The organism is Pseudomonas sp. CP4 (assembly GCF_047758505.1).
GTDB classification, from domain to species: domain Bacteria; phylum Pseudomonadota; class Gammaproteobacteria; order Pseudomonadales; family Pseudomonadaceae; genus Aquipseudomonas; species Aquipseudomonas fluorescens_AO.
The window spans coordinates 2,609,171-2,634,645 of the sequence record NZ_CP180489.1 but is presented as its reverse complement, the minus strand read 5'-3'; the positions used below and the strand labels follow the sequence as shown (position 1 = coordinate 2,634,645).

Sequence of the window (25,475 nt, the reverse complement as noted above, 5' to 3'; positions counted from 1 at the left end):
ATGTCTGCAACCACTGAAAAATCCATCGATATCAAAAAAAGTCTGGTCGAGGCGATTCTTGCCGGCCTGATTGCGCTGATCGTGTTCGGCCCGATTGTCGGCGTGGTCCTCGACGGCTACAGCTTCAACCTCGAAGCGACTCGCGTGGCGTGGATCATTGCCATCGTCATGGCCGGTCGCTTTGCCCTCAGCCTGTTCCTGCAAACCCCCAAGGGCCTGAAGATCCTCGACGGATTCGAGAGCACCGGTTCCGGTGTGCACGTGCTGCCGGCGGACTACAAATCGCGGCTGCGCTGGATCATCCCGCTGATCATTGTGCTGGCGATCATCGTGCCGTTTGTTTCCAACTCCTACCTGCTCGGCGTGGTCATCCTCGGCTTGATCTACGTGCTGCTGGGGCTGGGGCTGAACATTGTGGTCGGTCTGGCCGGGCTGCTCGACCTTGGTTACGTGGCGTTCTACGCCATCGGCGCCTACGGTCTGGCATTGGGTTATCAATATCTGGGTCTGGGTTTCTGGACAGTGCTGCCGCTGGCGGCAATCACCGCAGGCCTGGCGGGATGCATTCTCGGTTTCCCGGTGTTGCGTCTGCACGGTGACTATCTGGCGATCGTGACCCTGGGCTTCGGCGAAATCATTCGTCTGGTGCTCAACAACTGGCTGTCCCTGACCGGCGGCCCGAACGGCATGCCGGCGCCACTGCCGACGTTCTTCGGCCTGGAGTTCGGCAAGCGGGCGAAGGATGGCGGGGTACCGTTCCATGAGTTCTTCGGCCTGACCTACAACCCCGACGTGAAGTATTACTTCATCTACGCGGTGCTGTTCCTGGTGGTGCTGGCGGTGCTGTACGTCAAGCATCGGCTGGTGAAAATGCCGGTGGGTCGCGCCTGGGAAGCCCTGCGTGAAGATGAAATCGCCTGCCGTTCGATGGGTCTCAACCACGTGCTGGTCAAGCTCTCGGCGTTCACCATCGGTGCGTCGACGGCGGGTCTGGCCGGGGTGTTCTTCGCCACTTATCAAGGCTTCGTCAACCCGACTTCGTTCACCTTCTTCGAATCGGCGCTGATCCTCGCCATCGTCGTGCTCGGCGGCATGGGCTCGACCATTGGCGTAGTCATCGCCGCGTTTGTGCTCACCGTCGCTCCGGAACTGCTGCGCGGCTTCGCTGAATACCGCGTGCTGCTGTTCGGCATCCTGATGGTGTTGATGATGATCTGGCGACCACGCGGGCTGATCCGCATCAGCCGCACCGGGGTCAAACCACGCAAAGGTGCCATTCACTACGAGAGGACTGCGCCATGAGTGAAGTCGTACTCTCTGTTGAAAAATTGATGATGCATTTCGGTGGCATCAAGGCCTTGAGCGATGTCAGCCTGAAGGTCAAACGCAATTCGATCTTCGCCCTGATCGGCCCCAATGGCGCCGGCAAGACCACGGTGTTCAACTGCCTGACCGGTTTCTACAAGGCCACGGGCGGCAAGATCGAACTCAATGTGCGCGGCCAGCAGACCAACGTCATCCAGTTGCTGGGCGAGTCGTTCAAACCGACTGATTTCGTCTCGCCGAAATCCTTCCTCAGCCGCATGTACTACAAGATGTTCGGCGGTACTCACCTGGTGAACCGTGCAGGTCTGGCTCGGACGTTCCAGAACATTCGCCTGTTCAAGGAAATGTCGGTGCTGGAAAACCTGCTGGTGGCGCAGCACATGTGGGTCAACCGCAACATGCTCGCCGGTATTCTCAATACCAAGGGCTATCGCAAGGCCGAGAGCGATGCGCTGGATGTCGCGTTCTACTGGCTCGAAGTGGTCGATCTGGTGGACTGCGCCAACCGTCTCGCCGGTGAACTCTCGTACGGCCAACAACGCCGTCTGGAAATTGCCCGGGCCATGTGCACGCGGCCGCAGATCATCTGCCTCGACGAACCGGCCGCCGGCCTCAATCCTCAGGAAACCGAAGCGCTCAGCGCGATGATCCGGCTGCTGCGCGACGAGCACGATCTGACCGTGGTGCTGATCGAACACGACATGGGCATGGTCATGAGCATTTCCGATCACATCGTGGTTCTCGACCACGGCATCGTCATCGCCGAAGGCGGGCCGGAAGCGATCCGCAACGATCCGAAAGTGATCGCGGCCTATCTGGGCGCCGACGAGGAGGAGCTGGTATGAGTCAACCGATCCTCGAACTGCGTAATCTGGACGTGTTCTACGGCCCGATTCAGGCGCTCAAAGGCGTTTCCCTGCAGATCAACGAAGGCGAGACCGTCAGCCTGATCGGCTCAAACGGCGCCGGCAAGTCGACCTTGCTGATGTCGATCTTCGGCCAGCCGAGAGCGGCGGGCGGGCAGATTCTTTATCAGGGCGTCGACATTACCCACAAGTCCTCGCACTACATCGCCTCCAACGGCATCGCGCAGTCGCCGGAAGGGCGGCGGGTTTTCCCCGACATGACCGTCGAGGAAAACCTGCTGATGGGCACCATCCCGATTGGCGACAAGTACGCCAAAGAGGACATGCAGCGCATGTTCGAGCTGTTTCCGCGGCTTGAAGAACGGCGTAATCAGCGGGCGATGACCATGTCTGGCGGTGAACAGCAGATGCTCGCCATCGCCCGTGCGCTGATGAGCCGGCCGAAGCTGTTGCTGCTCGATGAGCCGAGCCTGGGTCTGGCACCGATCGTGGTGAAACAGATTTTTGCCACCCTGCGCGAGTTGGCCAAAACCGGCATGACCATCTTTCTGGTCGAGCAGAACGCCAACCATGCGCTGAAGCTGTCGGACCGGGCATATGTGATGGTCAACGGCGAAATCCGTCTGACCGGCACAGGCAAAGAGCTGCTGGTGAATGAGGAGGTGCGTAACGCCTATCTGGGCGGGCACTGATTCTTCTCGCGGTTGTACACAGCCCCGGCGACGAGAGTCCCGGGGTTTTTTTATTTTTTGGAATCCACCACAGGTAAATTGGGTAATTACCGAAATTGTGGAAAACAAATTCCCCAAGCTGCCAAAGCGCGACATATAGACGCTGCAAATGGCTGTTTTTCCACAGTTTTGACTTGTCCCCGGTTACTGTGGAACTGGCTGTGAATAACGTGGGTGTATATGGTTGCAGGCCTTGTAATCCGTGGTCTCCAGGCGTGTGATTGTTTTTTGATCAGTCAGTTTCAGGCAGGCGTGAGGCGCCATTGTCAACCTTTTTATAGCGCATCCAGGTCGGGTACTGTTGTGTGTAAAAGCCTGTGGATAAGTCTGTGACTAAACTCTGGAAAGACCTCGCGGAGCGCCGTAATTGCTGGCCTCGCGCAATCACCCGGTTGCACCGTCCGTCGTGCAAAATGCCCTGTCCCGCACATCCCCCGCCTCACGGTCAAGCAAAAAACTTTCCATTTCGCCCGCAAAGCCTTGTGTGGCGCGGCTTTGCGCGTTTGCACTTGCCCCCGGAAACTGTGGAGCAGACTGTGGATAACATGCGTGCACATGGCTACAGGCCACGCTGGCCAAGGCCTTGGCAGGTCTGGTTGATTTTTGTACAGCTGGCAAGTGTTGCCCGTATCCGCGAGGGCGGGCATGCTGCCTGCTGATTTTCTATTCCAAGGGCTGCCGTGGCGGCCGAAGCAAGGAGAACACGATGTCCGACACCCTGTTTATCACCGGCGCGACGTCCGGTTTTGGTGAAGCCTGTGCCCGGCGTTTTGCCGAGGCTGGCTGGAAGCTGGTACTGACCGGCCGTCGTGAAGAGCGCCTCAATGCCCTCTGCGCTGAACTGTCGAAGCAGACCGAAGTGCATGGTCTGGTCCTCGATGTGCGCGATCGCAAGGCGATGGAGGAGGCAATCGCCAACCTGCCGCCGTCGTTTGCCAAACTCCGTGGCCTGATCAACAACGCTGGCCTGGCGCTCGGCGTCGACCCGGCGCCGAAGTGCGATCTGGATGACTGGGACACCATGGTCGACACCAACGTCAAAGGCCTGATGTACGCCACCCGCCTGCTGCTGCCTCGGCTGATCGCCCACGGCCGTGGCGCCGGTATCGTCAACCTCGGCTCCATCGCCGGTAATTACCCGTACCCAGGCAGCCACGTGTACGGCGCGACCAAAGCCTTCGTCAAACAGTTCTCGCTGAACCTGCGTTGCGATTTGCAGGGCACTGGCGTGCGGGTCAGCAACATCGAACCCGGCCTGTGCGAAAGCGAGTTCTCGCTGGTGCGTTTTGCTGGTGATCAGGAACGCTACAACGCCACTTACGCCGGCGCCGAGCCGATCCAGCCGCAGGACATCGCCGAGACGATTTTCTGGGTGATGAACACCCCGGCGCACATCAACATCAACAGCCTGGAGCTGATGCCGGTGAGCCAGACCTGGGCCGGGTTTGCCATCGAGCGTAACAAGGCTTGATACCGCGCTGAGGCCATTCGCGAGCAGGCTCGCTCCCACAGGATCCCCGGTGAACACAAATCTTGTGAGGTACTCGGTCTCTGTGGGAGCTGGCTTGCCAGCGATGAGGTCGGCACAGGCAAAACAAGTCGATAAGCTAAACTCCTCATTCAACCATCAGGCCGCACCCCGCGGCGCTCAAGGTTTCATGAGGCGTTCAAGTGAGTAACCGAGGTGAGCAGGCACTGCTCAAACAATCGACGCTGCTGATGCTGGCGGTGTCGATTGCCGGGATCGTCACCGGTTTTGTTTCAGGTTCGCAATCCATCCTGTTCGATGGCTTTTTTTCGCTGATCGCGACATTCATCAAAATCCTGATGCTGATCACCGCCCGGCTGATCGCCAAGCAAAGCAATCAGCGTTTCCAGTTCGGCTTCTGGCATCTGGAGCCGATGGTGCTGCTGATCGAAGGCAGCTTCCTGCTGTTGATCGCCATCTACGCCTTTCTCAACGGCGTGTTCGGCATCATCAATGGTGGCCGCGATATCGAGCTGGGTCTGGTGATCGTCTACGCGGCGGTATTCACCGTCGTCGAGTTCGCCTACTTCTTCTACGTGCGTCAGCGCAATCGCACGCTCAAATCCAGCCTCATCCAGTTCGACAACATCAGTTGGCTGGTCGACGCGATGCTCTCGGTGGGGTTGTTGATCAGTTTCCTCGCCGCGCTGCTGCTAAAGTCCCAGGGCTATGGCGAGTGGGCGGTGTATGTCGACCCGCTGATCCTCATCGTACTGGCGCTGACCATGCTGCCCCCGGCGTTCAAAATCCTCGGCCCGGCGTTGCGTGATGTGCTGGGTATTGCCCCGGACACTCTGGATGAGCAGGTCAGGCAGGTCATGGAGGTGGCGAAGGTCGAGCATGGTTTCGACGATTACGTGTCCTACGTGCAAAAGCACGGTCGGGCGCGGTTCATCGAAATTCATGTGGTGTTGCCGGCGGAGTATCCGCTGCGCAATGTCGCGCAGCTGGATGCGCTACGCGAGCAGATATCGGCGCAGTTGGGCGAGCCGGATGCGGCGCGCTGGTTGACGATCAGCTTCACCGGGGACAAGAAGTGGATAGCCTGATGACCGCGTAACGGCATTCGCGAGCAGGCTCGCTCCCACAGGGGAATGCATTTCAAACTGTGGGAGCGAGCCTGCTCGCGAAAGCAATTGTTCGGTCAGCGAAGATATTCAGCCAGTCCGCTATAACAAGTCGCCAAATGATAAGGCGTGGTCGATGGCATGTCCTTGCGGCTGACTTCACCATTTTCATCCCGGCACTCATGCCAGCCGCCGGCATGCAGAAACCGCTGCTGCAACGCCTGCAACTGACGCAGCACCACCGCTTCGCTATCGGCGCGCAAGGTCAGCGCACGCAGGTATTCGGCCTGAGCCCAGATGCGCTGGGTCGAATCCCTTGGACGGCCATTGCTTTCCAGATCAAGCATCGCCCGCACCGCGCCGCAGGACACCAATACGCCGTACTGCTCGGTAAAGGCAAATGCCCGATCCAGCGCCCGATGCAGTTTCGAACCGCGTAACAGCGGCGACGATTCGAGCAGGAAATACCATTCGAACTGGTGTCCCGGCTCGTACCAGTTATCCACAGCACCCAGCGGCTTCTCCATCAACACGCCATATTGCGGATCGACGAATTGCTTGTGCATGGCTGTGCATAACTCAAGCAGGGCGTTGTGCGTCTGCGGGTCTTCGCGCACCGCCAGAGTGGCGAGGAGGGCTTCGGCCAAGTGCATCAGTGGATTTTGCAGTGGGCCGGTTTGCAGGGTGAGCCAATCCCGCTCAAGGCAGGCTTCGTACAAACCGTCGCCGGTGGCGAACCGGCGGCCAATGATTTCCAGCGCGGCGTTCAATGTCGACTCGGCCAGCGAATCCCGGGACTTGTCCCAGTAATGCGCGCAGGCGAACAGGATGAAGGCGTGGGTGTAGAGATCCTTGCGCTGGTCCAGCGGCTTGCCCTGTGCGTCGATGCTGTAAAACCAGCCGCCATGCTCGGCATCATGGAAGTGCCGTTGCAGGGAACGGAACAGCGCGGCGGCGCGGACTTCGGCGTTATCCACAACCCCGATCAGGCTGGAGAACAGATACAGCTGCCGTGCGCAGGCCATCGCCCGATAGCGTTGCGCTGGCAGCGGTTGATGCGCGGCGTCCAGCGCCTCATAGGGCAACGCCATGTCGGCATTCCAGCCCGGGCCTTGCCACAGCGGCACGATCACGTCGAGGAAGTGCTGCTGCACTTGGCCAAACAGGGCGGTCAATTCGGGCAGGGCGGTGGAGCGGGAAGCGTGGGGCATGGGCGGGCGTCACGGGCTGGGGCGATTGCGCGACATGGTAGCAGAGAGGCAGCCTTTAAAGGTTTGGTGTCTGATCGGCCGTCATCGCTGGCAAGCCAGCTCCCACAAGGAAATTGAGTGTTCACACAATTGTGGACTTACCCGATAACCTGTGGGAGCTGGCTTGCCAGCGATGAGGCCGGCTCAGGCGATAGAGATTAGCCTGCCAACAACCACACCCCGGTCGCCGCCGAAGCCGCACCCGCCAACCGCACCAGCGGCGCCGCTGCCTGCGGAAGAACTCGCACCACGCCATAACCGAGCGCATGCAAAACCGCCGTCGCCGCGACAAACCCGGCCGCATACGCCCACGGGCTGCTCATGTCCGGCAGCTCCAGCCCATGCGCCACGCCATGGAACAGCGCAAACAGTGCCGTCGCGGCCACCGCCATCACCAGCGGCGGACGCACCGCCAGTGCCACGGCCAGGCCTAGCGCCAATACCGAAGCGGCAATCCCGCTTTCCAGCGCCGGCAACTCGAGCCCCTCAAAACCGAGCAAACCTCCGAGCAACATGGTGCCGACAAAAGTGCACGGCAGCGCCCAGCGCGCCGCGCCTTGTTGCTGCGCCGCCCACAAACCGACGGCGAGCATTGCCAGCAAGTGGTCGAGCCCGCCGATCGGGTGGCTGATGCCCGCGACGAGGCCGCTGTCGCCATGGCCCGGGTGAGCGAAGGCCAGCGCCGGTGTCAGCAGCAACGCCAGAGCGCCAAGAATGCGTTTGAGTGTCATGGATAAGCTTCCTTGTGAATAAATGGATCAGGCGGCGGTCAGCAGGCCCTGACGTTCGATGAAGGCGATGATTTCTTCGAGGCCCTGACCGGTTTTCTGGTTGCTGAACACGAACGGCTTGCCGTTGCGCATGCGTTTGGTGTCGCTGTCCATCATTTCCAGCGAGGCGCCCACCAGTGGTGCGAGGTCGATCTTGTTGATCACCAGCAGGTCGGACTTGCAGATCCCCGGGCCGCCCTTGCGCGGCAGCTTGTCGCCGGCGGAGACGTCGATCACGTAGATGGTCAGGTCTGACAGCTCGGGGCTGAAAGTTGCCGAAAGGTTGTCGCCGCCGGACTCCACCAGAATCAGATCCAGCCTGGGAAAACGCCGGTTCAGTTGATCGACCGCTTCGAGGTTGATCGAGGCGTCTTCGCGGATCGCCGTGTGCGGGCAGCCGCCGGTTTCCACGCCGATGATCCGCTCCGGCGCGAGGGCTTCGTTGCGCACCAGGAAATCGGCGTCTTCGCGGGTGTAGATGTCGTTGGTGACCACGGCGAGGTTGTAGCGCTCGCGCAGGGCCAGGCACAGGGCCAGGGTCAACGCGGTCTTGCCGGAACCGACCGGGCCGCCGATGCCGACGCGCAGAGGTTGTGTGTTCATGTGATTCTCCAAAGTGGACGGGCCCTAGGAACGGAACAGACGGCTGTACTGGCGCTCATGGGCCATGCACGCCAGGGACAGGCCGAAAGCGGCGCTGCCGATGTGTTCGGGATTGATGCGGGTCGCTTCGTGCTGCGCCTGTTGCAGCAGCGGCAGCAGTTCGCTGGTCAGGCGCTGGGCGGCTTGCTGGCCCAGCGGCAGGGTTTTCATCAACACGGCGAGCTGGTTTTCCAGCCAGCTCCACAGCCACGCAGCAAGAGCATCCTGCGGGCTGATGCCCCAGGCCCGTGCTGCCAGTGCCCAGCACAAGGCCAGATGCGGTTCGCTGATCTGTCCGAGAAAGTCGCGAGACGGCGTGTCGAGTTCCGGTAAACCGTTGAGCAGTTGCTGCAACGAGTAGCCCATCTGCCGGCTCTCCAGATGCAGCTCATGGGTTTCGCGGCTGGCACGGTGGCTCTCGCAGAGTTGCCGTAGTTCGGTCCAGTTTTCTTTTGCTGCGGCTTGGCAATGCGCCAACAGTAGTGGCGCTTCGAAACGGGCGAGATTGAGCAGCAGTTGATCGCTGATCCACCGGCGGGCGCTGTCCGGATTGTTTACCCGGCCGTTATCCACCGCCATTTCCAGGCCTTGGGAATAGCTGTAGCCGCCAATCGGCAGTTGCGGACTGGCCAGACGCAGCAGCGCCCAGGCCGGATTCACAGGCGCACGCCGAACTGGTGGAGTTTCGGTGCGTAGTTGAAGTCTTCGTCACCGTGGCGGGAATGATGATGGCCGCCGCCATAAGCGCCGTGTTCCGGCTGGAACGGCGCTTCGATGGCTTCGACTTGTGCGCCGAGCTGCTCGAGCATGGCCTTGAGCACGTAATCGTCGAGCAGGCGCAACCAGCCATCGCCGACTTGCAGAGCGACATGGCGGTTGCCGAGGTGGTAGGCCGCGCGGGTCAGTTCGAACGCATTGGCGCACGTGACATGGAGCAGTTGTTCGGGACGGGCGCAGACGCGCACCACACGGCCGTCTTCGGCCTGCAGGCATTCGCCGTCATACAGCGGTGGCTGGCCGCGCTCCAAAAACAACCCGACGTCTTCGCCTTCGGCACTGAAACAGCGCAAACGGCTTTTGCTGCGCGCTTCGAAGGTCAGGTGCAACTCAGCGGCCCAGACGGGTTGAGGGTCGATTCTGCGATGAATCACCAGCATCGGAAAGCTTCCAGCAATGAACGTTGATTGGGCTAGAGCAAGCGCCGCGCCAATCGGGCGATGTGTAGGAAATAGCTGTCGGCGCGTGCCTGATCTTTCAACAGGCGCGGTGATTCTGGAAGGTTTTGGTGCATGAAGGATTTGTCATGCACCAAATCGAGGCCGTGACGGATGGTCAATGTGGGAGCGAGCCTGCTCGCGAATGCGCAGTGTCAGCCAAGATGTATTCAGCTGACCCAGCGCTTTCGCGAGCAGGCTTGCTCCCACAGGGGGCTGCGCTGTGCCAGATAAAGAAGGGGTTACTCGGTACTGCCCAGCCCTTGCCAGTGCTTGAGGCCGATGAAGATGAAGCGCAGTTGCTGGGTGATCTTCGCCTGCGGGGTCAGGTGCTCGGGCAAGGCTTCGGCGGGCGGGTCGATAATGTCGGGGAGGGTGGCGAACACCGATTTGACGATCAGGTCGGCCATCACGCTGAGCCCGGCGATGTCCAGATGTTGCAGCTTGGGCATCAGCGCCAGATCCGCCGCCAGGTCGGCGCTGATGTTCTCGCGCAATCGGCCAATCGCCTGGCGCACCGGCAGCGAGCCGCCGTATTGTTCGCGGGCAAGAAACAGGAATTGCGAGCGATTGGCGTTGACCACATCGAGGAAGATGCGCACCGAGGCATCGATGATGCCGCCCATGACGAACTCGTTGTGACGCACCAGGCGGATGGTCTCGCGGAAGGTCTGACCGACTTCACTGACCAGCACCAGCCCCAACTCGTCCATATCGGCAAAATGACGGTAGAAACCGGTGGGCACGATGCCGGCGGTCTTGCTCACTTCGCGCAGGCTCAGGCTGCCGAATCCTCGGCCGCTTTCCATCAGGTGGCGGGCAGCGTCCATCAAGGCGTTGCGGGTCTGTTGTTTCTGTTCGGCGCGGGGCAGCATCGCAGGGTGTGTTCTTCGGCAGGACAAGCGCCGCACTCTAGCAAATCGGCTTTGTCGGCGTCGAACGGGGAGTCGTGCAGCGAGGGTTTTACAGAAGCTGAAAAGTCAAAAGCCCAATCCGCTGATTGGGCTTTTTTGCCGGGCCGTCATGGGCTCAGCTCAATTTGCTGTTGCGTTCGATCACACGGTCACCACCACCTTCAGCGAGGGCTTGACCCAGTGGGGTTTTATCGAAGCCGTCATCAGCCAGGGTCTGGCCCTGTGGAGTGCGCTCGGTACCGTCGGATGCGAGAGTCTGGCCTTGTGGGGTGCGCTCGGTACCGTCGGAGGCGAGGATCTGACCTTGTGGTGTGCGATCCGAACCGTCCTGAACCAGGCCTTTCTCTTCGAGGCGATTGCGACCGTTTTCAGCCAGGGCCTGGCCTTGTGGTGTGCGATCCGAGCCGTCTTGAACCAGACCTTTTTCTTCGAGGCGGTTGCGGCCGTTTTCAGCCAGGGTCTGACCTTGTGGAGTGCGCTCGGAACCGTCAGAAGCTACGGTCTGGCTGAACACCGAGTGGCTCGATTTGATTTGCGGAGTAGCCTGATCGGCAGCGGGCAGGGCGAAAGCAGTGCTGGCTAGCATCGACAGGGTAAGGCTGAGCAGTAATTGGCGTTTCATGATAGTGGCTCCTCGGGAGGGCGATAAAGTGGGTACGAGGGCAATGCTACTCTCGATAAGTCGATATAAAAGTTCATAAACGCAATGGTAATAATCAACAGAATTGATTGTTCGGCGCGAAGGCTCTAGATCGGGCCTTTGCGGGCGACGGTTTTGCACCGTCGTGGGTATTTTCGACTCACTCGCGCCTCGCAAGAGTGCGGGTCGCGGTAACACTGCTCGACCGATCGGTCAGTTTTGCCGGGCCTTTTATGGCTTAAACTGCCTTTCAATTAAACCTGCGAGCCTTTCGCCAGTCACAGACTGCATAAGGGCCGCTTCGGTCTGCCGTTTCAGCTGTACGTCGGGTAGCCGGCGTGCGGTCGTGATCAGGAGCTTTGTGCATGACGCGCACTGGAAAAATCTTCAGCTGGACCTTCGCCATCCTCGCGCTGCTGCTGGCAGCCTTGATTCTGATCATCGTGTTTTTCGACTGGAACCGGATCAAACCCACCATCAACGCCAAAGTCTCGGAAGAACTGCATCGGGCGTTTGCCATCAATGGCAACCTGGCGGTGATCTGGCAGCGCGAGCCGGAAGAAGGCGGCTGGCGCGCCTGGGTGCCGTGGCCGCATGTGGTCGCCGAGGACTTGAGCCTGGGCAACCCGGACTGGTCGAAGCAGCCGCAGATGGTCACGCTCAAACGCGTCGAGCTGCGCATTTCGCCGCTGGCCCTGCTGGCGCAGCGCGTGGTGATTCCGCGCATCGACCTGACCGAGCCGAATGCCGAGCTGCAACGGCTGGCCGATGGCCGCGCCAACTGGACGTTCAAATTCGACCCCAAGGATCCGAATGCCGAGCCATCCAACTGGGTGGTCGACATCGGTGCCATCGGCTTCGACAAGGGCCACGTGACTCTCGACGACCAGACCCTGAAGACCAACCTCGATGTGCTGATCGACCCGCTCGGCAAGCCGATTCCATTCAACGAGATTGTCGGCGACAAAGCGGCGAAAACTGCTCAGGACAAGGGCGGTGCACCGCAGGACTATGCCTTTGCACTCAAGGTCAAAGGCCAGTATCACGGGCAGAACCTCACCGGGCAGGGCAAGATTGGTGGCTTGTTGGCGTTGCAGGACGCGAGTAAACCGTTTCCGTTGCAGGCCCAGGCGAAAATCGGCGACACCCGTATCGAACTGGCCGGCACCCTGACTGACCCGCTGAATCTCGGCGCCCTCGACCTGCGCCTGAAGCTGGCGGGCGACAGCCTCGGCAATCTTTACCCGCTGACCGGCGTGACCCTGCCGGATACGCCACCGTATTCCACCGACGGCCACCTGATCGCCAAGCTGTATGACGAAGCCGGGGCAAAGTTCACTTATGAGAAATTCAACGGCAAGATCGGCGACAGCGACATCCACGGCGACCTGACCTACGTGGCCAGCCAGCCACGGCCGAAACTCACGGGTGCGTTGCTCTCCAATCAACTGCTTTTCGCTGACCTTGCGCCGTTGATCGGCGCCGACTCCAACGCCGAGCAAAAGGCCCGCGGCGGGGCGAGCAAGCAGCCAGCAGACAAAGTCCTGCCGGTGGAAGAATTCAAGACCGACCGCTGGCGCGCCATGGATGCCGATGTCGAGTTCACCGGCAAACGTATCGTCCACAGCGAGAAGCTGCCGTTCAAGGATCTGTATACCCATCTGAAACTCAACGACGGCGAGCTCAGCCTGGAGCCGCTGCGCTTTGGCGTTGCCGGCGGCACGCTGGATGCGCAGATTCGTCTCAATGGCCGCACCGAGCCGCTGGAAGGCCGGGCGCGGTTGACCGCACGCAAGTTCAAGCTCAAGGAACTGTTCCCGACGTTCGAGCCGATGAAAACCAGTTTCGGTGAGCTCAATGGCGATGCCGACATCAGTGGCCGTGGCAACTCCGTGGCGAAGCTGCTCGGCGGCGCCAATGGCAATCTGAAGATGTTGATCAATGACGGTGCGATCAGTCGCGAGCTGATGGAACTGGCCGGGCTCAACGTCGGCAACTACGTGGTCGGCAAGATCTTTGGCGACAAGGAAGTGAAGATCAACTGCGCGGCGGCGGACTTCGATATCAAGACCGGCCTGGCGACCACGCGGCTGTTTGTCTTCGATACCGAGAACGCAATCATCTACATCGATGGCACGGCAAATATGGCCACTGAACAACTCGATCTGACTGTGACCCCGGAATCCAAAGGCTGGCGTCTGATCTCCCTGCGCTCGCCGCTGTATGTGCGCGGCAAGTTCATCAAACCGGATGCCGGCGTCAAAGCCGTACCGTTGATGCTGCGCGGGGCGGGGATGGTTGCGCTGGGCGTGATAGCCGCACCGGCGGCGGGATTGCTGGCGCTGGTGGCGCCGAGCGGTGGCGAGCCGAATCAGTGCGCGCCGTTGCTGGAGCAGATGAAGCAGGGCAAGGCACCGGTGACCGTCAAACCGACCAAGTAGTCCCTGTATCTGATCGTTCCCACGCTCTGCGTGGGAATGCCTCAACGGACGCTCTGCGTCCGCTCTTGGGACGCGGAGCGTCCCTGGCTGCATTCCCACGCAGAGCGTGGGAACGATCAAACCAACAAAATAATCTCCAGCGTCTACAAAGATGCCATCGCGAACAGGCTCACTCCTACAGGGGGAACGCGTTCCAATTGTAGGAGTGAGCCTGCTCGCGATAGCGATTTGAAAACATTACAGATCGTTAAGGATGTCCGCCATGTCGTCGGCGTGTTCTTCTTCCTGGGCGAGGATGTCTTCGAAGATGCGGCGGGTGGTCGGGTCCTTGTCGCCGATGTACTGAATGATCTCGCGGTAGCTGTCGATGGCGATGCGCTCGGCCACCAGATCTTCGTAAACCATTTCCTTGAGCGAGTTGCCCGCCACGTATTGCGCGTGGGACAGCTTGCTCAGCAGGTCGGGGTTGAACTCCGGCTCACCGCCCAGTTGCACGATGCGTTCGGCGAGGCGATCGGCGTGCTCGGCTTCCTGGTTGGCGTGCTCGAGAAATTCGTCGGCGGCGACGTTGGCTTTCAGGCCGTTGGCCATGAAGTAGTGGCGCTTGTAGCGCAAGGTGCACACCAGTTCGGTGGCCAGCGACTCGTTGAGCAAACGCAGTATTTCTTCACGATTGGCGTTGTAACCCTCGGTGACCGCGCCGTTTTCCACGTGTTGCCGTGCGCGCTCGCGCAGGGTTTGAACATCAGACAAATGCAGGTCACTCATTTCATTCTCCTGGAGGCTAATCCGATAGGCGCCACGTTCTGAAGACGCGGTCGCTACTCAGGGTGTGAGTCTTTAGCGAAGCGAAAAGTTTTATACGATTTACGCTGGGCTCGGTTCAGGAACTGCTGAAGACTGCGATGTCGGGAGGGTCAGAGCTGGAATAGGGTTATCGTTGAGTTGTCATCGTCGAGGTGGATGCTTGGCGGGCGTCTTGCACGTCTGGCCTCCACACACAGCGCACAAGGATGTATCCCATGTCGACACGTTATCCACTGGTGCTGGTGCCGGGTATGCTCGGGTTTGTCCGGCTGGTGTTCTACCCGTATTGGTACGGCATCATCAAGGCGTTGCGCCGCAAGAGGGCGACGGTCATTGCCGTGCAGGTGTCGCCACTCAATTCCACCGAGGTGCGCGGCGAGCAGTTGCTGGCGCGGATCGAGGAAATCCTCCGCGAAACGGGGGCGCAGAAGGTCAATCTGTTCGGCCACAGTCAGGGCGCGTTGACCGCGCGGTATGCGGCGGCGAAGCGCCCGGATCTGGTGGCCTCGGTAACATCGGTGGCCGGGCCGAATCACGGCTCCGAACTGGCCGATTATCTGGAAAAGCACTATCCCGCCGACAGTGCGAAAGGGCGCGTACTCGAAGCGTTGCTGCGTTTGATCGGCTGGATCATGGCGTTGCTCGACACCGGTTATCACGGGCCGAAACTGCCGGTGGATATCCACGCCTCTCACCAATCGCTGACGACGTCGGGCGTCGCCTTGTTCAATCAGCGCTTTCCACAAGGGCTGCCGGAAAGCTGGGGTGGGCAGGGGCCGGAAGAGGTCAACGGTGTGCGTTACTACTCCTGGTCAGGGACACTGCAACCGGGCAAGACCGATCGTGGCGGCAATCTTTTCGACGGCACCAACCGCAGTTGCCGCTTGTTCGCCAAGACCTTCGTTCGCGAGCCGGAGCAGTGCGATGGCATGGTCGGGCGTTACAGCTCGCATCTGGGCACGGTGATCGGTGATGACTATCCGCTGGATCATTTCGACATCGTCAATCAGTCGCTGGGCCTGGTGGGCAAAGGCGCAGATCCGGTAAGGCTGTTTGTCGAGCATGCGGCGCGGCTGGAGGCTGCAGGGTTATAGCCAAACAGACCGCGTCATCGTTCTTCGCGAGCAGGCTCGCTCCCACAGGTGTCTGCATTTCAACGTGGGAGCGAGCCTGCTCGCTAAGGGGCCTTATCAGGCAACGCCGACCTGCCGGCCCAGCACCGTGGTCCAGCGCTCCGACAAAACCACCCCACCCAGGGTCAGCAATCCACCCACCAGGTGATACATCGCCAATTGTTCCTTCAACACCACTGCTGCAATCAGCGCGGTAATCAGCGGCAGCAGATTGAAGAACAACGTCGTCCGGCTCGGCCCCAGTCGCTGCACCGCCTGCATCCAGGCCAGCGGCGCGACCATCGAAGCCAGCAGACACGCATACAGCACCAGCGGCACGTTCTGCAGATTGAGCCCGGTCTTCCGCGATATCGCGAACAGCGGAAACAGCACCACTATCGCCACCAGCACCTGCAAGTACAGCAACACCAGCGGTGGCAGGCGCAGCTGCCATTTTTTCAACAGCGTGCTGTAACCCGCGTAGGCCAGCGTGGCGATCAGCATCATTGCGTCACCCATGTTGACCCCGTGTTGCAGCAGCGCACCGAGGCTGCCGGACGACACCACCACCAGCACGCCAGCGAACGACAGCACCGCACCGACCAGCGCACCGGCGGTCAGGCGCTGGCCGAGGCTGATGATCGCCATGGCCAGCGACATCAATGGCATCAACGACAGGATGATGCCCATGTTGGTTGCGGTGGTCAGTGTTGCGGCGAAATAGGCGAGGCTCTGATACACCGCCATGCCGAGCACGCCGAGGACGAAAATCCGTCCGAGATTTGGCCGAATCTGCGGCCAGTGGGCAATGACTTTTCTCAGCATGAACGGCGTGAACAGCAAGCCGGCGAGCAGCCAGCGATAAAAACCGATTTCGGCCGGGAAAATCGCACCGACCGCCAGTTTGTTGATCACGGTGTTGCCGGCCCAGATGAAAATCGCCAGCAGGGGAAACGCGTATTGCATGGGACAAAACCAGAACGTTGATGAAGCGCGATTATCGCCTGTCTGGATGCAGGCCTATACTGCGAACCGGACAACCTGCCTCTGCATCCGGACAGCATGAACAGCAAACACATCGATCTGCTCGATTTCAGCGAATTGCCGTCGGCGGTGTACTTCCGCTACGCCGATTTCAACGCCCACGAATACGCCGCGCCGCACCGGCACCCTTGGGGCACGCTTGAGTACGCAGCCCATGGCGTGCTGCACATGGATGTCGACGGCAGCCGCTTCATGTCGCCGCCGCAGTACGCGGTGTGGGTGCCGCCCGAGGTCGAGCACAGTTTCTACAGCCATCAGCCGGTCAACTACCGCGCGGTGTGCCTTGATCGCGAGGTCTGCGCGCGATTGCCGGGGCGCGCCTGCACACTGGCGATCAGCGACATTCTCAAAGCGATTCTCAAGGACTTCGCCGCCCGCGATGTGAAGATCCCCGAGCAGGAGGCCGATCGGCGGCTGGCTCAGGTGCTGGTCGATCAATTGCAACAGGCGCCGGTGCAGGAATGTTACCTGCCGTATGCGAGCAGTTCCGGCCTGCTGGCGATGCTCGAAGCCTTGCAGGCCGAGCCGGGCAACAACCAACCGTTGGCGCATTGGGCCGCGCAGGTGCATGTCAGCGAGCGCACGCTGGCGCGGCAGTTCGCTCGTGAACTGGGCATGAGTTTTGGCGAGTGGCGCCAGCGCTTGCGTTATCTGGCGGCGATCGAGGCGCTGGAAACCTCGCGTTCGGTGCAGGAAATCGCTTTCGACCTCGGCTACAGCAGCGGCTCGGCCTTCATCGCCATGTTCGCCCGCCAGGCCGGTTGCACGCCGGAGCAGTATCGGCGCAGCCACCTCGAGGGCAGGAAGGTGTAACAAGCTTTGACTACACTGCGATAGAGGCCGCATCCATCGGTGCGGCAACAAGGAGAAAACTCCATGAAGATGTTGCGTGTGCCGTTGTTGATGATCGGTCTGCTCCTGTGTTCCCAGGGTTTCGCCGCCACGGCGCAACAGAACAAGATGACCACTTGCAATGCCGATGCGACCGCCAAAAGCCTCAAGGGCGACGAGCGCAAGGCATTCATGAGCACCTGTCTGAAAGCGGCGCCTGCGGCCAACGATGGCAAGGTGCTGACGCCTCAACAGCAGAAGATGACTACCTGCAATGCCGATGCGAAAACCAAGGCGCTGACCGGTGATGCGCGCAAGGCGTTCATGAGTGAGTGTCTGAAGAAAAAGTGAAACGGTAAATAATGTGGTGAGCGTGCCGGCCTCTTCGCGAGCAGGCTCGCTCCCACATTTGAAACGCGCACTCCTGTGGGAGCGAGCCTGCTCGCGAAAGCGTCGGTGAATGCACCGCCATTCCCACGCCCCGCATATCCCTAGTGCTAACCCCGGATCGCTGGCAGACTGCCCATCCTTTCACGCCGTTCGTTTTGAGGCTGTATGCCAACGTTTTCTCAGCGTCATGTTGTGTTCTGGGTCAGTTGCATCATCATTTTTGGCGGACTGTTGCTGGTGCTGCCGCTGCGCCTGTTGCCGAGCTTGCTGGCCGGGTTGCTGGTGTTCGAGCTGGTCAACATGCTCACCCCGCAATTGCAACGGCTGATCGAAGGGCGGCGTGCGCGCTGGTTGGCGGTGGCGCTGCTCGGCACGCTGGTGGTGAGTGTGCTGGCGCTGATCTTCGCCGGCGCCATCAGTTTCCTCCTGCATGAAGCGGAAAACCCCGGCGCCTCGCTCGACAAGTTCATGGGCGTGGTCGATCGCGCGCGCGGGCAATTGCCGCCGTTCATCGACGCCTATCTGCCGGCCAGCGCGGCGGAATTTCGTGTAGCGATCGGCGAGTGGGCGAGCAAGCATCTGGCCGACCTGCAACTGGTCGGCAAGGACGCTGCGCACATGTTCGTCACTCTGCTGATCGGCATGGTCCTCGGCGCGATCATCGCCCTGCAGCGCATCCCCGACGTGACCAAGCGCAAGCCGTTGGCCGCCGCTTTGTTCGACCGTTTGCATCTGCTGGTGCAGGCGTTTCGCAATATCGTCTTCGCGCAGATCAAGATTTCCCTGCTCAACACCGTATTCACCGGCATCTTCCTCGCGGTGATTCTGCCGATGTTCGGCATCAAGCTGCCGCTGACCAAAACCCTGATCGTGCTGACCTTCCTGCTCGGCCTGTTGCCGGTGATCGGCAACCTGATGTCGAACACGCTGATCACCATCGTCGGCCTGTCGCTGTCGATCTGGGTAGCGCTCGCCGCGCTGGGTTACCTGATCGTTATCCACAAGCTCGAATACTTTCTCAACGCGCGCATCGTCGGCGGGCAGATCAGTGCCAAGTCGTGGGAATTGCTGCTGGCAATGCTAGTGTTCGAAGCCGCGTTCGGTTTGCCGGGGGTGGTGGCGGGGCCGATTTATTACGCGTACCTGAAGAGCGAATTGAAGCTGGGCGGGATGGTTTGAAAAGCAACTTCGAGCTGCAAGCTTCAAGCTGCAAGTAAAAAGCAGAAGCGAGAGCCGCAGTGGCTTTTGCTTTTGCTCTTACTTGCAGCTTGCAGCTTAAAACTTGCAGCTGCCCCTAAACGCCATAGCGTTTGCGGGCTTCAATCGCCAAACCGCTACCAATGCTGCCAAAGATGTTGCCTTCGACATGCCGCGCGTTCGGCAGCATTGCCGAGACGCTGTTGCGCAGGGCCGGGATGCCGCTGGAACCGCCGGTGAAGAACACCGTGTCGACTTGATCGACTGCTACGCCAGCGTCATTCAACAGCTGCGTAACGCTGCCGCGCACGCGCTCCAGCAAGGCTTCGATTGCCGATTCGAACAACGCGCGGCTCAGCTCGACGCTCAGCCCGGCTTCGATGCGGTCCAGCGGCACGTGGCGGCTGTCGGCGTGGGTCAGCTGGATCTTGGTTTCTTCGACTTCCATCGCCAGCCAGTGCCCGGCGCGCTGTTCGATCAGCTTGAACAGGCGATCGATGCCGCCGGTGTCTTCGATGTCGTAGCGCATGCTGCCCAGCGCCAGCGTGGACTTCTGCGAGTACACCGAGTTGATCGTGTGCCAGGTTGCCAGGTTCATGTGGTGGCTGGTCGGCATGTATGCGCCGCTTTTCATGCGGCTGCCGTAGCCGAACAGCGGCATCAGGCCTTGCAGGCTCAGTTGCTTGTCGAAGTCGGTGCCGCCGATGTGCACACCGCCAGTGGCTAGGATGTCGTCGTGACGGTTATCGACACCGCGGCGCTCGGGCGACAGGCGCACCAGCGAGAAGTCGGAGGTACCACCGCCGATGTCGACGATCAGCACCAGCTCTTCTTTTTCGATGGTCGACTCGTAGTCGAACGCTGCCGCGATCGGCTCATACTGGAACGACACGTCCTTGAAACCGATTTTGCGCGCCACTTCGACCAGCGTGTCTTCGGCCTCCTGGTCGGCCAGTGGATCGTCATCGACGAAGAACACCGGACGGCCCAGCACCACTTGCTCGAATTCCCGACCGGCGGCGGCTTCGGCGCGGCTCTTGAGCTGGCCGATGAACAGCCCGAGCAGGTCCTTGAACGGCATCGCCGTGCCGAGGACGCTGGTGTCGTGCTTGATCAGCTTGGAACCGAGCAGGCTTTTCAGCGAGCGCATCAGCCGGCCTTCGTAGCCTTCCAGATACTCGTGCAGGGCCAGGCGTCCGTAAACCGGGCGACGCTCCTCGATGTTGAAGAAGACCACCGACGGCAGGGTGATCTTGTCGTCTTCCAGCGCAATCATGGTGTCCATGCCGGGGCGCAGCCAGCCGACGGTGGAGTTGGACGTGCCGAAGTCGATGCCGCAGGCACGGGCTGGAGAGGCGTCTTTCATGTCTTTCGGATTCCGGTCAAAAAAACGGCCGCGCAGTGTATGTCAGTGCGCGGCAGATTCGAAGGCCGGTCATCCGCTATTTCGCGCCAACCCAGTTGAAAACCGCCGCTTCGCCCCAAACTTGCTGGCATGGGCCGGCAGACACACCGGCGGTCGCAAGAACCGTCGTCCACTGCCGATAAACTTCTGCGGCGCCACCCGGTCACAACCTTGAGATCGGTCAACCCGGCAAGCGCCAATCGGGCGCACGCTGGTCTCGGCGCGAAATCGATAACGGATGGTGATCCTTCAATGGACTTCAAAGACTATTACAAGATACTCGGCGTGGAGCCGACAGCCGACGACAAGGCCATCAAGGCGGCCTATCGCAAGCTGGCGCGCAAATACCACCCCGATGTCAGCAAGGAAAAAGACGCCGAGGCCAAGTTCAAGGATGCCTCGGAAGCCTATGAAGCGCTGAAAAGTGCCGACAAGCGTGCCGAATACGACGAACTGCGCCGTTATGGCCAGCACGGTCAGCCATTCCAGGGGCCACCGGGCTGGCAGAGCCGTGGCGGTTTCGGTGGCGGCGGTGCCGACACCGGCGACTTCTCGGACTTCTTCAGTTCGATCTTCGGTAATCGCGGCCCCGGTTTCGGTGGCGCCGAGAGCCGCCAATCACGCGGACGCCGAGGGCAAGACGTGGAAATGGAATTGCCGGTGTTCCTCGAAGAAACCCTGTCGAACGAATCGAAGAAAGTCACCTTCCAGGTGCCGCAATACAACGCGCACGGCCAGCACGTCAGCAACACCAGCAAGAGCCTGAACGTGAAGATTCCGGCCGGCGTCACCGACGGCGAGCGGATCCGCCTGAAAGGTCAGGGCGCACCGGGCATCGGTGGCGGGGCAAATGGCGACCTGTACCTGACCATTCGGTTTGCGCCGCATCCGAAATTCGATGTTGAAGGCGAGAACCTGATCATCACCTTGCCTCTGGCTCCATGGGAGTTGGCGCTGGGCACCGAAGTGGCCGTGCCGACCCTGACCGGCAAGATCAACCTCAAGGTCCCGGCCGGCAGCCAGAACGGCCAGCGCATGCGCGCCAAGGGCCATGGCTTGCTGAACAAGGCCGGCGAGCGCGGTTATCTGTTCGTGCAGCTCAAGGCCGTGATGCCGAAAGCGTCCGACGATGAGGTCAAGGCGCTGTGGCAGGAACTGGCGAAGAAAGCCGCGTTCAACCCGCGAGAGAACTTCTGAACCCGACGACGGAGTAGCCCATCATGAGCAGCCCCCTGATCGTTCAACTGGACCTGGCAGAATTCTGTGAGGCGGCCGATTTGTCGGACGTCTACGTGATCGAAATCGTCGAGCACGGCATCCTCGAACCTCAGGGCGCGCAGCCCCGGGAATGGCGTTTCACCGATTACGAATTGGCCTTGGCCAAGCGTGCGGCGAAGCTGCGCCGTGATCTCGAGCTGGAATGGGAAGGCGTGGCGCTGGCGCTGGATCTGCTGGATGAGGTGCGCGAGTTGCGTGCTGAAAACCGCATGTTGCGCCAGCGGTTGGGGCGGTTGGTGGTTGAGTAGCTCAGGCTGATGTTTTCCGCTTGGCTGATCTGGCCTCATCGCTGGCAAGCCAGCTCCCACAGGTTTTTGAGTTGGAACATGGATGTCAGTTTTACGCAGAAACTGTGGGAGCTGGTTTGCCAGCGATGAACGATGACGCGGAGTTTCTGACTCATTATTGAAAAGGCCCTGAAGGGCCTTTTTTTGTGATCAGAACAGAAAGTACCGCTGCGCCATCGGCAAGGTTTCCGCAGGCTCGCACCACAGCAACACGCCATCAGCCTTGACCTGATAGGTCTGCGGATCGACGTCGATGTCGGGCAGATAATCGTTGTGAATCAGGTCGGTTTTCTGCACGTCACGGCAGCCTTTCACCACGCCGATTTTCTTCTTCAGCCCCAAGGCTTCGGGTAATCCGGCTGCATGCGCCGCCTGGCTGATAAAGGTCAGGCTGGTGGCGTGAAGCGAGCCGCCGTAGCTGGCGAACATCGGGCGATAGTGCACCGGTTGCGGCGTCGGAATCGAGGCGTTGGCGTCGCCCATCAGGCTGGCGGCAATCGCGCCGCCTTTGAGAATCAGCGTCGGCTTGACGCCAAAGAACGCCGGACGCCAGAGCACCAGGTCCGCCCATTTACCGACTTCGATCGAGCCGACTTCATGGCTGATGCCGTGGGTAATCGCCGGGTTGATGGTGTACTTGGCGATGTAACGCTTGGCGCGGAAGTTGTCGTTGCCCTCGCCGTCCTGGGGCAGTGGGCCGCGCTGTTTTTTCATCTTGTCGGCGGTCTGCCAGGTGCGCGTGATGACTTCACCGACGCGGCCCATGGCCTGACTGTCGGAGCTGATCATCGAGAACGCGCCGAGGTCGTGGAGGATGTCTTCGGCGGCGATCGTTTCGCGGCGGATACGGCTTTCGGCAAACGCGACGTCTTCGGCGATGCTCGGGTCGAGGTGGTGGCAGACCATCAGCATGTCGAGGTGTTCGTCGATGGTGTTACGAGTGAACGGCCGGGTCGGGTTGGTCGAACTCGGCAGCACGTTGGGGAAGCCGCAGGCCTTGATGATGTCCGGCGCGTGGCCGCCACCGGCACCTTCGGTGTGATAAGTGTGGATGGTGCGCCCCTTGAATGCGCCGAGGGTGGTTTCGACGAAACCGGATTCGTTGAGGGTGTCGGTGTGGATCGCCACCTGCACGTCGTACTGGTCGGCGACGTTGAGGCAGTTGTCGATGCTCGCCGGGGTGGTGCCCCAGTCCTCGTGCAGTTTGAGGCCGATGGCGCCGGCCTTGACCTGTTCGATCAACGGTTCCGGCAGGCTGGCATTGCCTTTGCCGGTCAGGCCGATGTTCATCGGGAACGCATCGGCGGCCTGGAGCATGCGCGCCAGATGCCACGGGCCGGAGGTGCAGGTGGTGGCGTTGGTGCCGGTAGCCGGGCCGGTGCCGCCGCCGATCATGGTGGTGACGCCGCTCATCAGCGCTTCTTCGATCTGCTGCGGGCAGATGAAGTGGATGTGCGTGTCGATGCCGCCAGCGGTGAGGATCATGCCTTCGCCGGCAATCACTTCGGTACCGGCGCCGATGGCGATGGTCACGTCGGGCTGCACGTCGGGGTTGCCGGCTTTGCCGATCGCAGCGATGCGCCCGTCCTTGAGGCCGACGTCGGCCTTGACGATGCCCCAATGGTCGATGATCAGCGCGTTGGTGATCAGCGTGTCGACCACTTCGGCGGCGAGCAACTGGCTCTGGCCCTGGCCGTCGCGGATGACTTTGCCGCCACCGAATTTCACTTCTTCGCCGTAGGTGGTGAAGTCCTTTTCGACCTCGATCCACAGCTCGGTATCGGCCAGGCGCACCTTGTCGCCGACGGTGGGGCCGAACATGTCGGCGTAGGCTTGGCGGGAGATTTTCATTTCCGTTCCTCGGAACTGAGCTGCAAGCTTCAAGCTGCAAGCCTCAAGTAAAAGCGAATGTGCGAGCGCCACAAGACTGCTTTTTTCTTGCAGCTTAAAGCTGTCTTTTCAGAGATCACCCATGATGCGGCCGGCAAAGCCGAACACCCGGCGATGCCCGGCGTAATCGACCAGCTCGACCTCACGGCTCTGGCCTGGCTCGAAGCGCACGGCGGTGCCGGCGGGAATGTTCAGGCGCATGCCGCGACTGGCCGCGCGATCAAAGGTCAGCGCGTCGTTGGTTTCGAAAAAGTGGAAGTGCGAACCGACCTGGATCGGCCGGTCACCACTGTTGGCGACTTTCAGGCTCACGGTGCGGCGGCCGACGTTGAGTTCGATGTCGCCGGGCTGGATCTGGTATTGGCCAGGAATCATCGCTGGGCTCCTTGCAGGACTTTGTAATAGAGAGCGGTCGGGCGATAGGTGCCGTTCGGGTCGCAGGCGTAATCAGGGATTTCGCCGGCGCGGACGTAGCCCAGCGCCTTGTAGAAATCTTCTGCCGGCGAGCCGGCCTCGGTGTCGAGATAGAGCATGCCGCGCCTGTATTTCGGCGCCTCCAGTTCCAGCGCCTGCATCAGTTGCTGACCGAGGCCACGGCGCCGCGCGTGTTCGCGCACCAGCAGTTTCTGCACTTCGGCGCGGTTCAGACCATTGGCTTTCTGGCACAGGCCCAATTGCACGCTGGCCAGCACCTGCTCGTCCTTGACCACCACCCACAGCAGCGTGTTGCCCTTGTTGACGTTGTCCTGCACCTCATCGAAATAGGCGCGCGCCTGGGCTGCATCGAGGTCGGCCATGAAACCGACGCTGGCGCCGTAACCGACGGCGTCGAGCAGCAGATCGATCAGGCCCTGGCGGTAGTGGGCAAAGCTCTCAGCATTGACGCGGCGCAACTGGGCAGCGTTCATCGACATCACTCCTTGTGGGCATCCGGCGGCGGAGCGCCGGGGTTGAGGGTCAACTGCATGAAGGTCAGATCGAGCCAGCGGCCGAACTTGGTGCCGACCTGCGGCATCTGCCCGGTGATGCGGAAACCGGCGCGTTCGTGCAGGCGGATCGAGGCGGCATTGCCACTCTCGATGGCGGCAACCATGACGTGTTTGCCGCAAGCGCGGGCGCGTTCGATCAACGCGGTCATCAGTTGCGGGCCGAGGCCGTTGCCGCGTTGATCGCTGCGCACGTACACCGAGTGCTCGACGGTGTGGCGGAAACCGTCGAACGGCCGCCAGTCGCCGAACGAGGCGTAACCCAGCACTGCGTTTTCGCGGTCGACGATCACCAGAATCGGGTACGCCTGCAACTGACGCGCGTCGAACCATGCCTGGCGATTGCCGAGGTCGACCGCTTGTTCGTTCCAGATCGCCGTGGTGTGGAGCACGGCGTCGTTGTAGATGTCGCGGATCGCCGGCAGGTCGGCCTGGCTCGCATCGCGAATGCTGTAAGTCATGGCGCGGCCTCAGGCGATCGGCTGGTGAACGGTGACCAGTTTGGTGCCGTCGGGGAACGTCGCCTCGACCTGGATCTCCGGGATCATTTCCGGGATGCCTTCCATCACTTGCTCGCGGCTGAGCAGGGTGGTGCCGTAGTGCATCAGCTCGGCGACGGTCTGGCCGTCACGCGCACCTTCGAGCAGCGCGGCAGAGATGTAGGCCATGGCTTCCGGGTAATTGAGTTTCACGCCACGGGCCAATCGCCGCTCGGCAACGAGGCCGGCGGTGAAGATCAGCAGCTTGTCTTTTTCGCGTGGGGTCAGGTCCATGGTTCGGGTTCCATCAGGGCAGATTGAAAAATTGTCTGATTGCGCACATCCCCTGTGGGAGCGAGCCTGCTCGCGAATACGGTTTC

At 60.8% G+C, this 25,475-nt stretch carries 27 protein-coding genes; 12 read left to right on the top strand and 15 right to left on the bottom strand.

Annotated features, from left to right (window positions below):
• From livM to ACMYUN_RS11745, 5 genes are all read left to right on the top strand, one after another.
• Positions 1-1,302 (top strand): high-affinity branched-chain amino acid ABC transporter permease LivM, encoded by a 1,302-nt coding sequence (gene livM / locus ACMYUN_RS11765; protein WP_024011385.1) that lies wholly within the window; start codon positions 1-3, stop codon positions 1,300-1,302.
• The gene (locus ACMYUN_RS11760; protein ID WP_016771916.1) at positions 1,299-2,171 is read left to right on the top strand and encodes an ABC transporter ATP-binding protein; all 873 of its coding nucleotides are present in this window, start codon (positions 1,299-1,301) and stop codon (positions 2,169-2,171) included. The genes livM and ACMYUN_RS11760 overlap by 4 nt, the downstream gene beginning before the upstream one ends.
• Positions 2,168-2,884, top strand: coding sequence for an ABC transporter ATP-binding protein (locus ACMYUN_RS11755; RefSeq protein ID WP_076565449.1), 717 nt, complete (start codon positions 2,168-2,170; stop codon positions 2,882-2,884). Before ACMYUN_RS11760 ends, ACMYUN_RS11755 begins: the two co-directional genes overlap by 4 nt.
• A gap of 745 nt (positions 2,885-3,629) precedes the next feature.
• Positions 3,630-4,394: an SDR family oxidoreductase gene (locus ACMYUN_RS11750; RefSeq protein ID WP_122748055.1), complete on the top strand. Its 765-nt coding sequence runs from the start codon at positions 3,630-3,632 to the stop codon at positions 4,392-4,394.
• Positions 4,395-4,594: 200 nt separating this feature from the next.
• Positions 4,595-5,500 carry a cation diffusion facilitator family transporter gene (locus ACMYUN_RS11745; protein WP_415763779.1) on the top strand — a complete coding sequence of 302 codons (906 nt, stop codon included), beginning with the start codon at positions 4,595-4,597 and terminating at the stop codon, positions 5,498-5,500.
• A 95-nt stretch (positions 5,501-5,595) separates the two neighbouring features.
• Here ACMYUN_RS11745 and ACMYUN_RS11740 read toward each other — a convergent pair whose 3' ends face one another.
• The 7 genes from ACMYUN_RS11740 to ACMYUN_RS11710 all read right to left on the bottom strand — a co-directional run bounded on the left by ACMYUN_RS11740 (position 5,596) and on the right by ACMYUN_RS11710 (position 10,930).
• Positions 5,596-6,729 (bottom strand): AGE family epimerase/isomerase, encoded by a 1,134-nt coding sequence (locus ACMYUN_RS11740; protein ID WP_415763777.1) that lies wholly within the window; start codon positions 6,727-6,729, stop codon positions 5,596-5,598.
• Between the two features lie 197 nt (positions 6,730-6,926).
• Positions 6,927-7,499: a HupE/UreJ family protein gene (locus ACMYUN_RS11735; RefSeq protein ID WP_016771911.1), complete on the bottom strand. Its 573-nt coding sequence runs from the start codon at positions 7,497-7,499 to the stop codon at positions 6,927-6,929.
• Between the two features lie 27 nt (positions 7,500-7,526).
• Positions 7,527-8,141 (bottom strand): urease accessory protein UreG, encoded by a 615-nt coding sequence (ureG, locus tag ACMYUN_RS11730; RefSeq protein ID WP_415763776.1) that lies wholly within the window; start codon positions 8,139-8,141, stop codon positions 7,527-7,529.
• A gap of 24 nt (positions 8,142-8,165) precedes the next feature.
• On the bottom strand, positions 8,166-8,840 hold the full coding sequence (locus ACMYUN_RS11725; RefSeq protein WP_415763775.1) for an urease accessory protein UreF: 675 nt from the start codon (positions 8,838-8,840) through the stop codon (positions 8,166-8,168).
• Entirely contained in the window at positions 8,837-9,337 is a 501-nt protein-coding gene (gene ureE / locus ACMYUN_RS11720; protein ID WP_039756959.1) for an urease accessory protein UreE, read from the bottom strand. Before ureE ends, ACMYUN_RS11725 begins: the two co-directional genes overlap by 4 nt.
• Before the next feature lie 299 nt (positions 9,338-9,636).
• A complete protein-coding gene (locus tag ACMYUN_RS11715; RefSeq protein WP_039756961.1) occupies positions 9,637-10,269 on the bottom strand; it encodes a TetR family transcriptional regulator in 633 nt (210 codons plus the stop codon).
• A gap of 154 nt (positions 10,270-10,423) precedes the next feature.
• The gene (locus tag ACMYUN_RS11710; RefSeq protein WP_039756963.1) at positions 10,424-10,930 is read right to left on the bottom strand and encodes a hypothetical protein; all 507 of its coding nucleotides are present in this window, start codon (positions 10,928-10,930) and stop codon (positions 10,424-10,426) included.
• Positions 10,931-11,313: 383 nt separating this feature from the next.
• On the opposite strand from ACMYUN_RS11710, the gene ACMYUN_RS11705 reads away from it, so the two are divergent.
• Entirely contained in the window at positions 11,314-13,389 is a 2,076-nt protein-coding gene (locus ACMYUN_RS11705; RefSeq protein WP_415763774.1) for an AsmA family protein, read from the top strand.
• A gap of 237 nt (positions 13,390-13,626) precedes the next feature.
• On the opposite strand, the gene ACMYUN_RS11700 is transcribed toward ACMYUN_RS11705, so the two are convergent.
• On the bottom strand, positions 13,627-14,157 hold the full coding sequence (locus ACMYUN_RS11700) for a ferritin-like domain-containing protein (RefSeq protein WP_039756965.1): 531 nt from the start codon (positions 14,155-14,157) through the stop codon (positions 13,627-13,629).
• Positions 14,158-14,411: 254 nt separating this feature from the next.
• Here ACMYUN_RS11700 and ACMYUN_RS11695 point away from each other — a divergent pair, with 254 nt between their 5' ends.
• A complete protein-coding gene (locus ACMYUN_RS11695) occupies positions 14,412-15,290 on the top strand; it encodes an alpha/beta fold hydrolase (protein ID WP_415763773.1) in 879 nt (292 codons plus the stop codon).
• A gap of 96 nt (positions 15,291-15,386) precedes the next feature.
• On the opposite strand, the gene ACMYUN_RS11690 is transcribed toward ACMYUN_RS11695, so the two are convergent.
• On the bottom strand, positions 15,387-16,274 hold the full coding sequence (locus ACMYUN_RS11690) for a DMT family transporter (RefSeq protein WP_415763772.1): 888 nt from the start codon (positions 16,272-16,274) through the stop codon (positions 15,387-15,389).
• Between the two features lie 96 nt (positions 16,275-16,370).
• Between ACMYUN_RS11690 and ACMYUN_RS11685 the strand changes: the two genes are divergently transcribed.
• The 3 genes from ACMYUN_RS11685 to ACMYUN_RS11675 all read left to right on the top strand — a co-directional run bounded on the left by ACMYUN_RS11685 (position 16,371) and on the right by ACMYUN_RS11675 (position 18,752).
• The gene (locus ACMYUN_RS11685) at positions 16,371-17,165 is read left to right on the top strand and encodes an AraC family transcriptional regulator (RefSeq protein WP_415763771.1); all 795 of its coding nucleotides are present in this window, start codon (positions 16,371-16,373) and stop codon (positions 17,163-17,165) included.
• A gap of 63 nt (positions 17,166-17,228) precedes the next feature.
• Entirely contained in the window at positions 17,229-17,534 is a 306-nt protein-coding gene (locus tag ACMYUN_RS11680; RefSeq protein WP_415763770.1) for a PsiF family protein, read from the top strand.
• A gap of 204 nt (positions 17,535-17,738) precedes the next feature.
• Positions 17,739-18,752: an AI-2E family transporter gene (locus tag ACMYUN_RS11675; protein ID WP_039756974.1), complete on the top strand. Its 1,014-nt coding sequence runs from the start codon at positions 17,739-17,741 to the stop codon at positions 18,750-18,752.
• Between the two features lie 115 nt (positions 18,753-18,867).
• Here the strand turns inward: ACMYUN_RS11675 and ACMYUN_RS11670 are convergent, their stop codons facing one another.
• Positions 18,868-20,136 (bottom strand): Hsp70 family protein, encoded by a 1,269-nt coding sequence (locus ACMYUN_RS11670; protein ID WP_039756976.1) that lies wholly within the window; start codon positions 20,134-20,136, stop codon positions 18,868-18,870.
• 291 nt (positions 20,137-20,427) lie between these two features.
• Between ACMYUN_RS11670 and ACMYUN_RS11665 the strand changes: the two genes are divergently transcribed.
• Positions 20,428-21,372 (top strand): DnaJ C-terminal domain-containing protein, encoded by a 945-nt coding sequence (locus tag ACMYUN_RS11665; protein ID WP_039756977.1) that lies wholly within the window; start codon positions 20,428-20,430, stop codon positions 21,370-21,372.
• Positions 21,373-21,395: 23 nt separating this feature from the next.
• Positions 21,396-21,701, top strand: a complete 306-nt coding sequence (locus tag ACMYUN_RS11660) for a chaperone modulator CbpM (protein WP_039756978.1) — start codon at positions 21,396-21,398, stop codon at positions 21,699-21,701.
• 189 nt (positions 21,702-21,890) lie between these two features.
• Here ACMYUN_RS11660 and ureC read toward each other — a convergent pair whose 3' ends face one another.
• The 5 genes from ureC to ureA all read right to left on the bottom strand — a co-directional run bounded on the left by ureC (position 21,891) and on the right by ureA (position 25,389).
• The gene (gene ureC, locus ACMYUN_RS11655; RefSeq protein ID WP_415763769.1) at positions 21,891-23,591 is read right to left on the bottom strand and encodes an urease subunit alpha; all 1,701 of its coding nucleotides are present in this window, start codon (positions 23,589-23,591) and stop codon (positions 21,891-21,893) included.
• Positions 23,592-23,699: 108 nt separating this feature from the next.
• Positions 23,700-24,005, bottom strand: coding sequence for an urease subunit beta (locus ACMYUN_RS11650; RefSeq protein WP_024011400.1), 306 nt, complete (start codon positions 24,003-24,005; stop codon positions 23,700-23,702).
• Complete coding sequence (locus tag ACMYUN_RS11645; protein ID WP_415763768.1) at positions 24,002-24,538, bottom strand: GNAT family N-acetyltransferase; 537 nt, start codon at positions 24,536-24,538, stop codon at positions 24,002-24,004. Before ACMYUN_RS11645 ends, ACMYUN_RS11650 begins: the two co-directional genes overlap by 4 nt.
• A 5-nt stretch (positions 24,539-24,543) precedes the next feature.
• Positions 24,544-25,077 (bottom strand): GNAT family N-acetyltransferase, encoded by a 534-nt coding sequence (locus ACMYUN_RS11640; RefSeq protein WP_415763767.1) that lies wholly within the window; start codon positions 25,075-25,077, stop codon positions 24,544-24,546.
• Between the two features lie 9 nt (positions 25,078-25,086).
• Positions 25,087-25,389 carry an urease subunit gamma gene (gene ureA, locus ACMYUN_RS11635; protein WP_007937143.1) on the bottom strand — a complete coding sequence of 101 codons (303 nt, stop codon included), beginning with the start codon at positions 25,387-25,389 and terminating at the stop codon, positions 25,087-25,089.
• Positions 25,390-25,475: the final 86 nt, after the last annotated feature.

Excerpts from the sequence above, each read along its gene's own strand:
- ureG (WP_415763776.1), bottom strand. The coding sequence starts at position 8,141 with ATGAACACACAACCTCTGCGCGTCGGCATCGGCGGCCCGGTCGGTTCC.
- ACMYUN_RS11740 (WP_415763777.1), bottom strand. The coding sequence starts at position 6,729 with ATGCCCCACGCTTCCCGCTCCACCGCCCTGCCCGAATTGACCGCCCTG.
- ACMYUN_RS11750 (WP_122748055.1), top strand. The coding sequence starts at position 3,630 with ATGTCCGACACCCTGTTTATCACCGGCGCGACGTCCGGTTTTGGTGAA.
- ACMYUN_RS11670 (WP_039756976.1), bottom strand. The coding sequence starts at position 20,136 with ATGAAAGACGCCTCTCCAGCCCGTGCCTGCGGCATCGACTTCGGCACG.
- ACMYUN_RS11660 (WP_039756978.1), top strand. The coding sequence starts at position 21,396 with ATGAGCAGCCCCCTGATCGTTCAACTGGACCTGGCAGAATTCTGTGAG.
- ACMYUN_RS11760 (WP_016771916.1), top strand. The coding sequence starts at position 1,299 with ATGAGTGAAGTCGTACTCTCTGTTGAAAAATTGATGATGCATTTCGGT.
- ACMYUN_RS11705 (WP_415763774.1), top strand. The coding sequence starts at position 11,314 with ATGACGCGCACTGGAAAAATCTTCAGCTGGACCTTCGCCATCCTCGCG.
- ACMYUN_RS11700 (WP_039756965.1), bottom strand. The coding sequence starts at position 14,157 with ATGAGTGACCTGCATTTGTCTGATGTTCAAACCCTGCGCGAGCGCGCA.
- ureA (WP_007937143.1), bottom strand. The coding sequence starts at position 25,389 with ATGGACCTGACCCCACGCGAAAAAGACAAGCTGCTGATCTTCACCGCC.
- ureC (WP_415763769.1), bottom strand. The coding sequence starts at position 23,591 with ATGAAAATCTCCCGCCAAGCCTACGCCGACATGTTCGGCCCCACCGTC.
- ACMYUN_RS11680 (WP_415763770.1), top strand. The coding sequence starts at position 17,229 with ATGAAGATGTTGCGTGTGCCGTTGTTGATGATCGGTCTGCTCCTGTGT.
- ACMYUN_RS11710 (WP_039756963.1), bottom strand. The coding sequence starts at position 10,930 with ATGAAACGCCAATTACTGCTCAGCCTTACCCTGTCGATGCTAGCCAGC.
- livM (WP_024011385.1), top strand. The coding sequence starts at position 1 with ATGTCTGCAACCACTGAAAAATCCATCGATATCAAAAAAAGTCTGGTC.
- ACMYUN_RS11665 (WP_039756977.1), top strand. The coding sequence starts at position 20,428 with ATGGACTTCAAAGACTATTACAAGATACTCGGCGTGGAGCCGACAGCC.
- ACMYUN_RS11690 (WP_415763772.1), bottom strand. The coding sequence starts at position 16,274 with ATGCAATACGCGTTTCCCCTGCTGGCGATTTTCATCTGGGCCGGCAAC.
- ACMYUN_RS11675 (WP_039756974.1), top strand. The coding sequence starts at position 17,739 with ATGCCAACGTTTTCTCAGCGTCATGTTGTGTTCTGGGTCAGTTGCATC.
- ACMYUN_RS11715 (WP_039756961.1), bottom strand. The coding sequence starts at position 10,269 with ATGCTGCCCCGCGCCGAACAGAAACAACAGACCCGCAACGCCTTGATG.
- ACMYUN_RS11645 (WP_415763768.1), bottom strand. The coding sequence starts at position 24,538 with ATGAACGCTGCCCAGTTGCGCCGCGTCAATGCTGAGAGCTTTGCCCAC.
- ACMYUN_RS11695 (WP_415763773.1), top strand. The coding sequence starts at position 14,412 with ATGTCGACACGTTATCCACTGGTGCTGGTGCCGGGTATGCTCGGGTTT.
- ACMYUN_RS11755 (WP_076565449.1), top strand. The coding sequence starts at position 2,168 with ATGAGTCAACCGATCCTCGAACTGCGTAATCTGGACGTGTTCTACGGC.
- ACMYUN_RS11640 (WP_415763767.1), bottom strand. The coding sequence starts at position 25,077 with ATGACTTACAGCATTCGCGATGCGAGCCAGGCCGACCTGCCGGCGATC.
- ACMYUN_RS11735 (WP_016771911.1), bottom strand. The coding sequence starts at position 7,499 with ATGACACTCAAACGCATTCTTGGCGCTCTGGCGTTGCTGCTGACACCG.
- ureE (WP_039756959.1), bottom strand. The coding sequence starts at position 9,337 with ATGCTGGTGATTCATCGCAGAATCGACCCTCAACCCGTCTGGGCCGCT.
- ACMYUN_RS11650 (WP_024011400.1), bottom strand. The coding sequence starts at position 24,005 with ATGATTCCTGGCCAATACCAGATCCAGCCCGGCGACATCGAACTCAAC.
- ACMYUN_RS11685 (WP_415763771.1), top strand. The coding sequence starts at position 16,371 with ATGAACAGCAAACACATCGATCTGCTCGATTTCAGCGAATTGCCGTCG.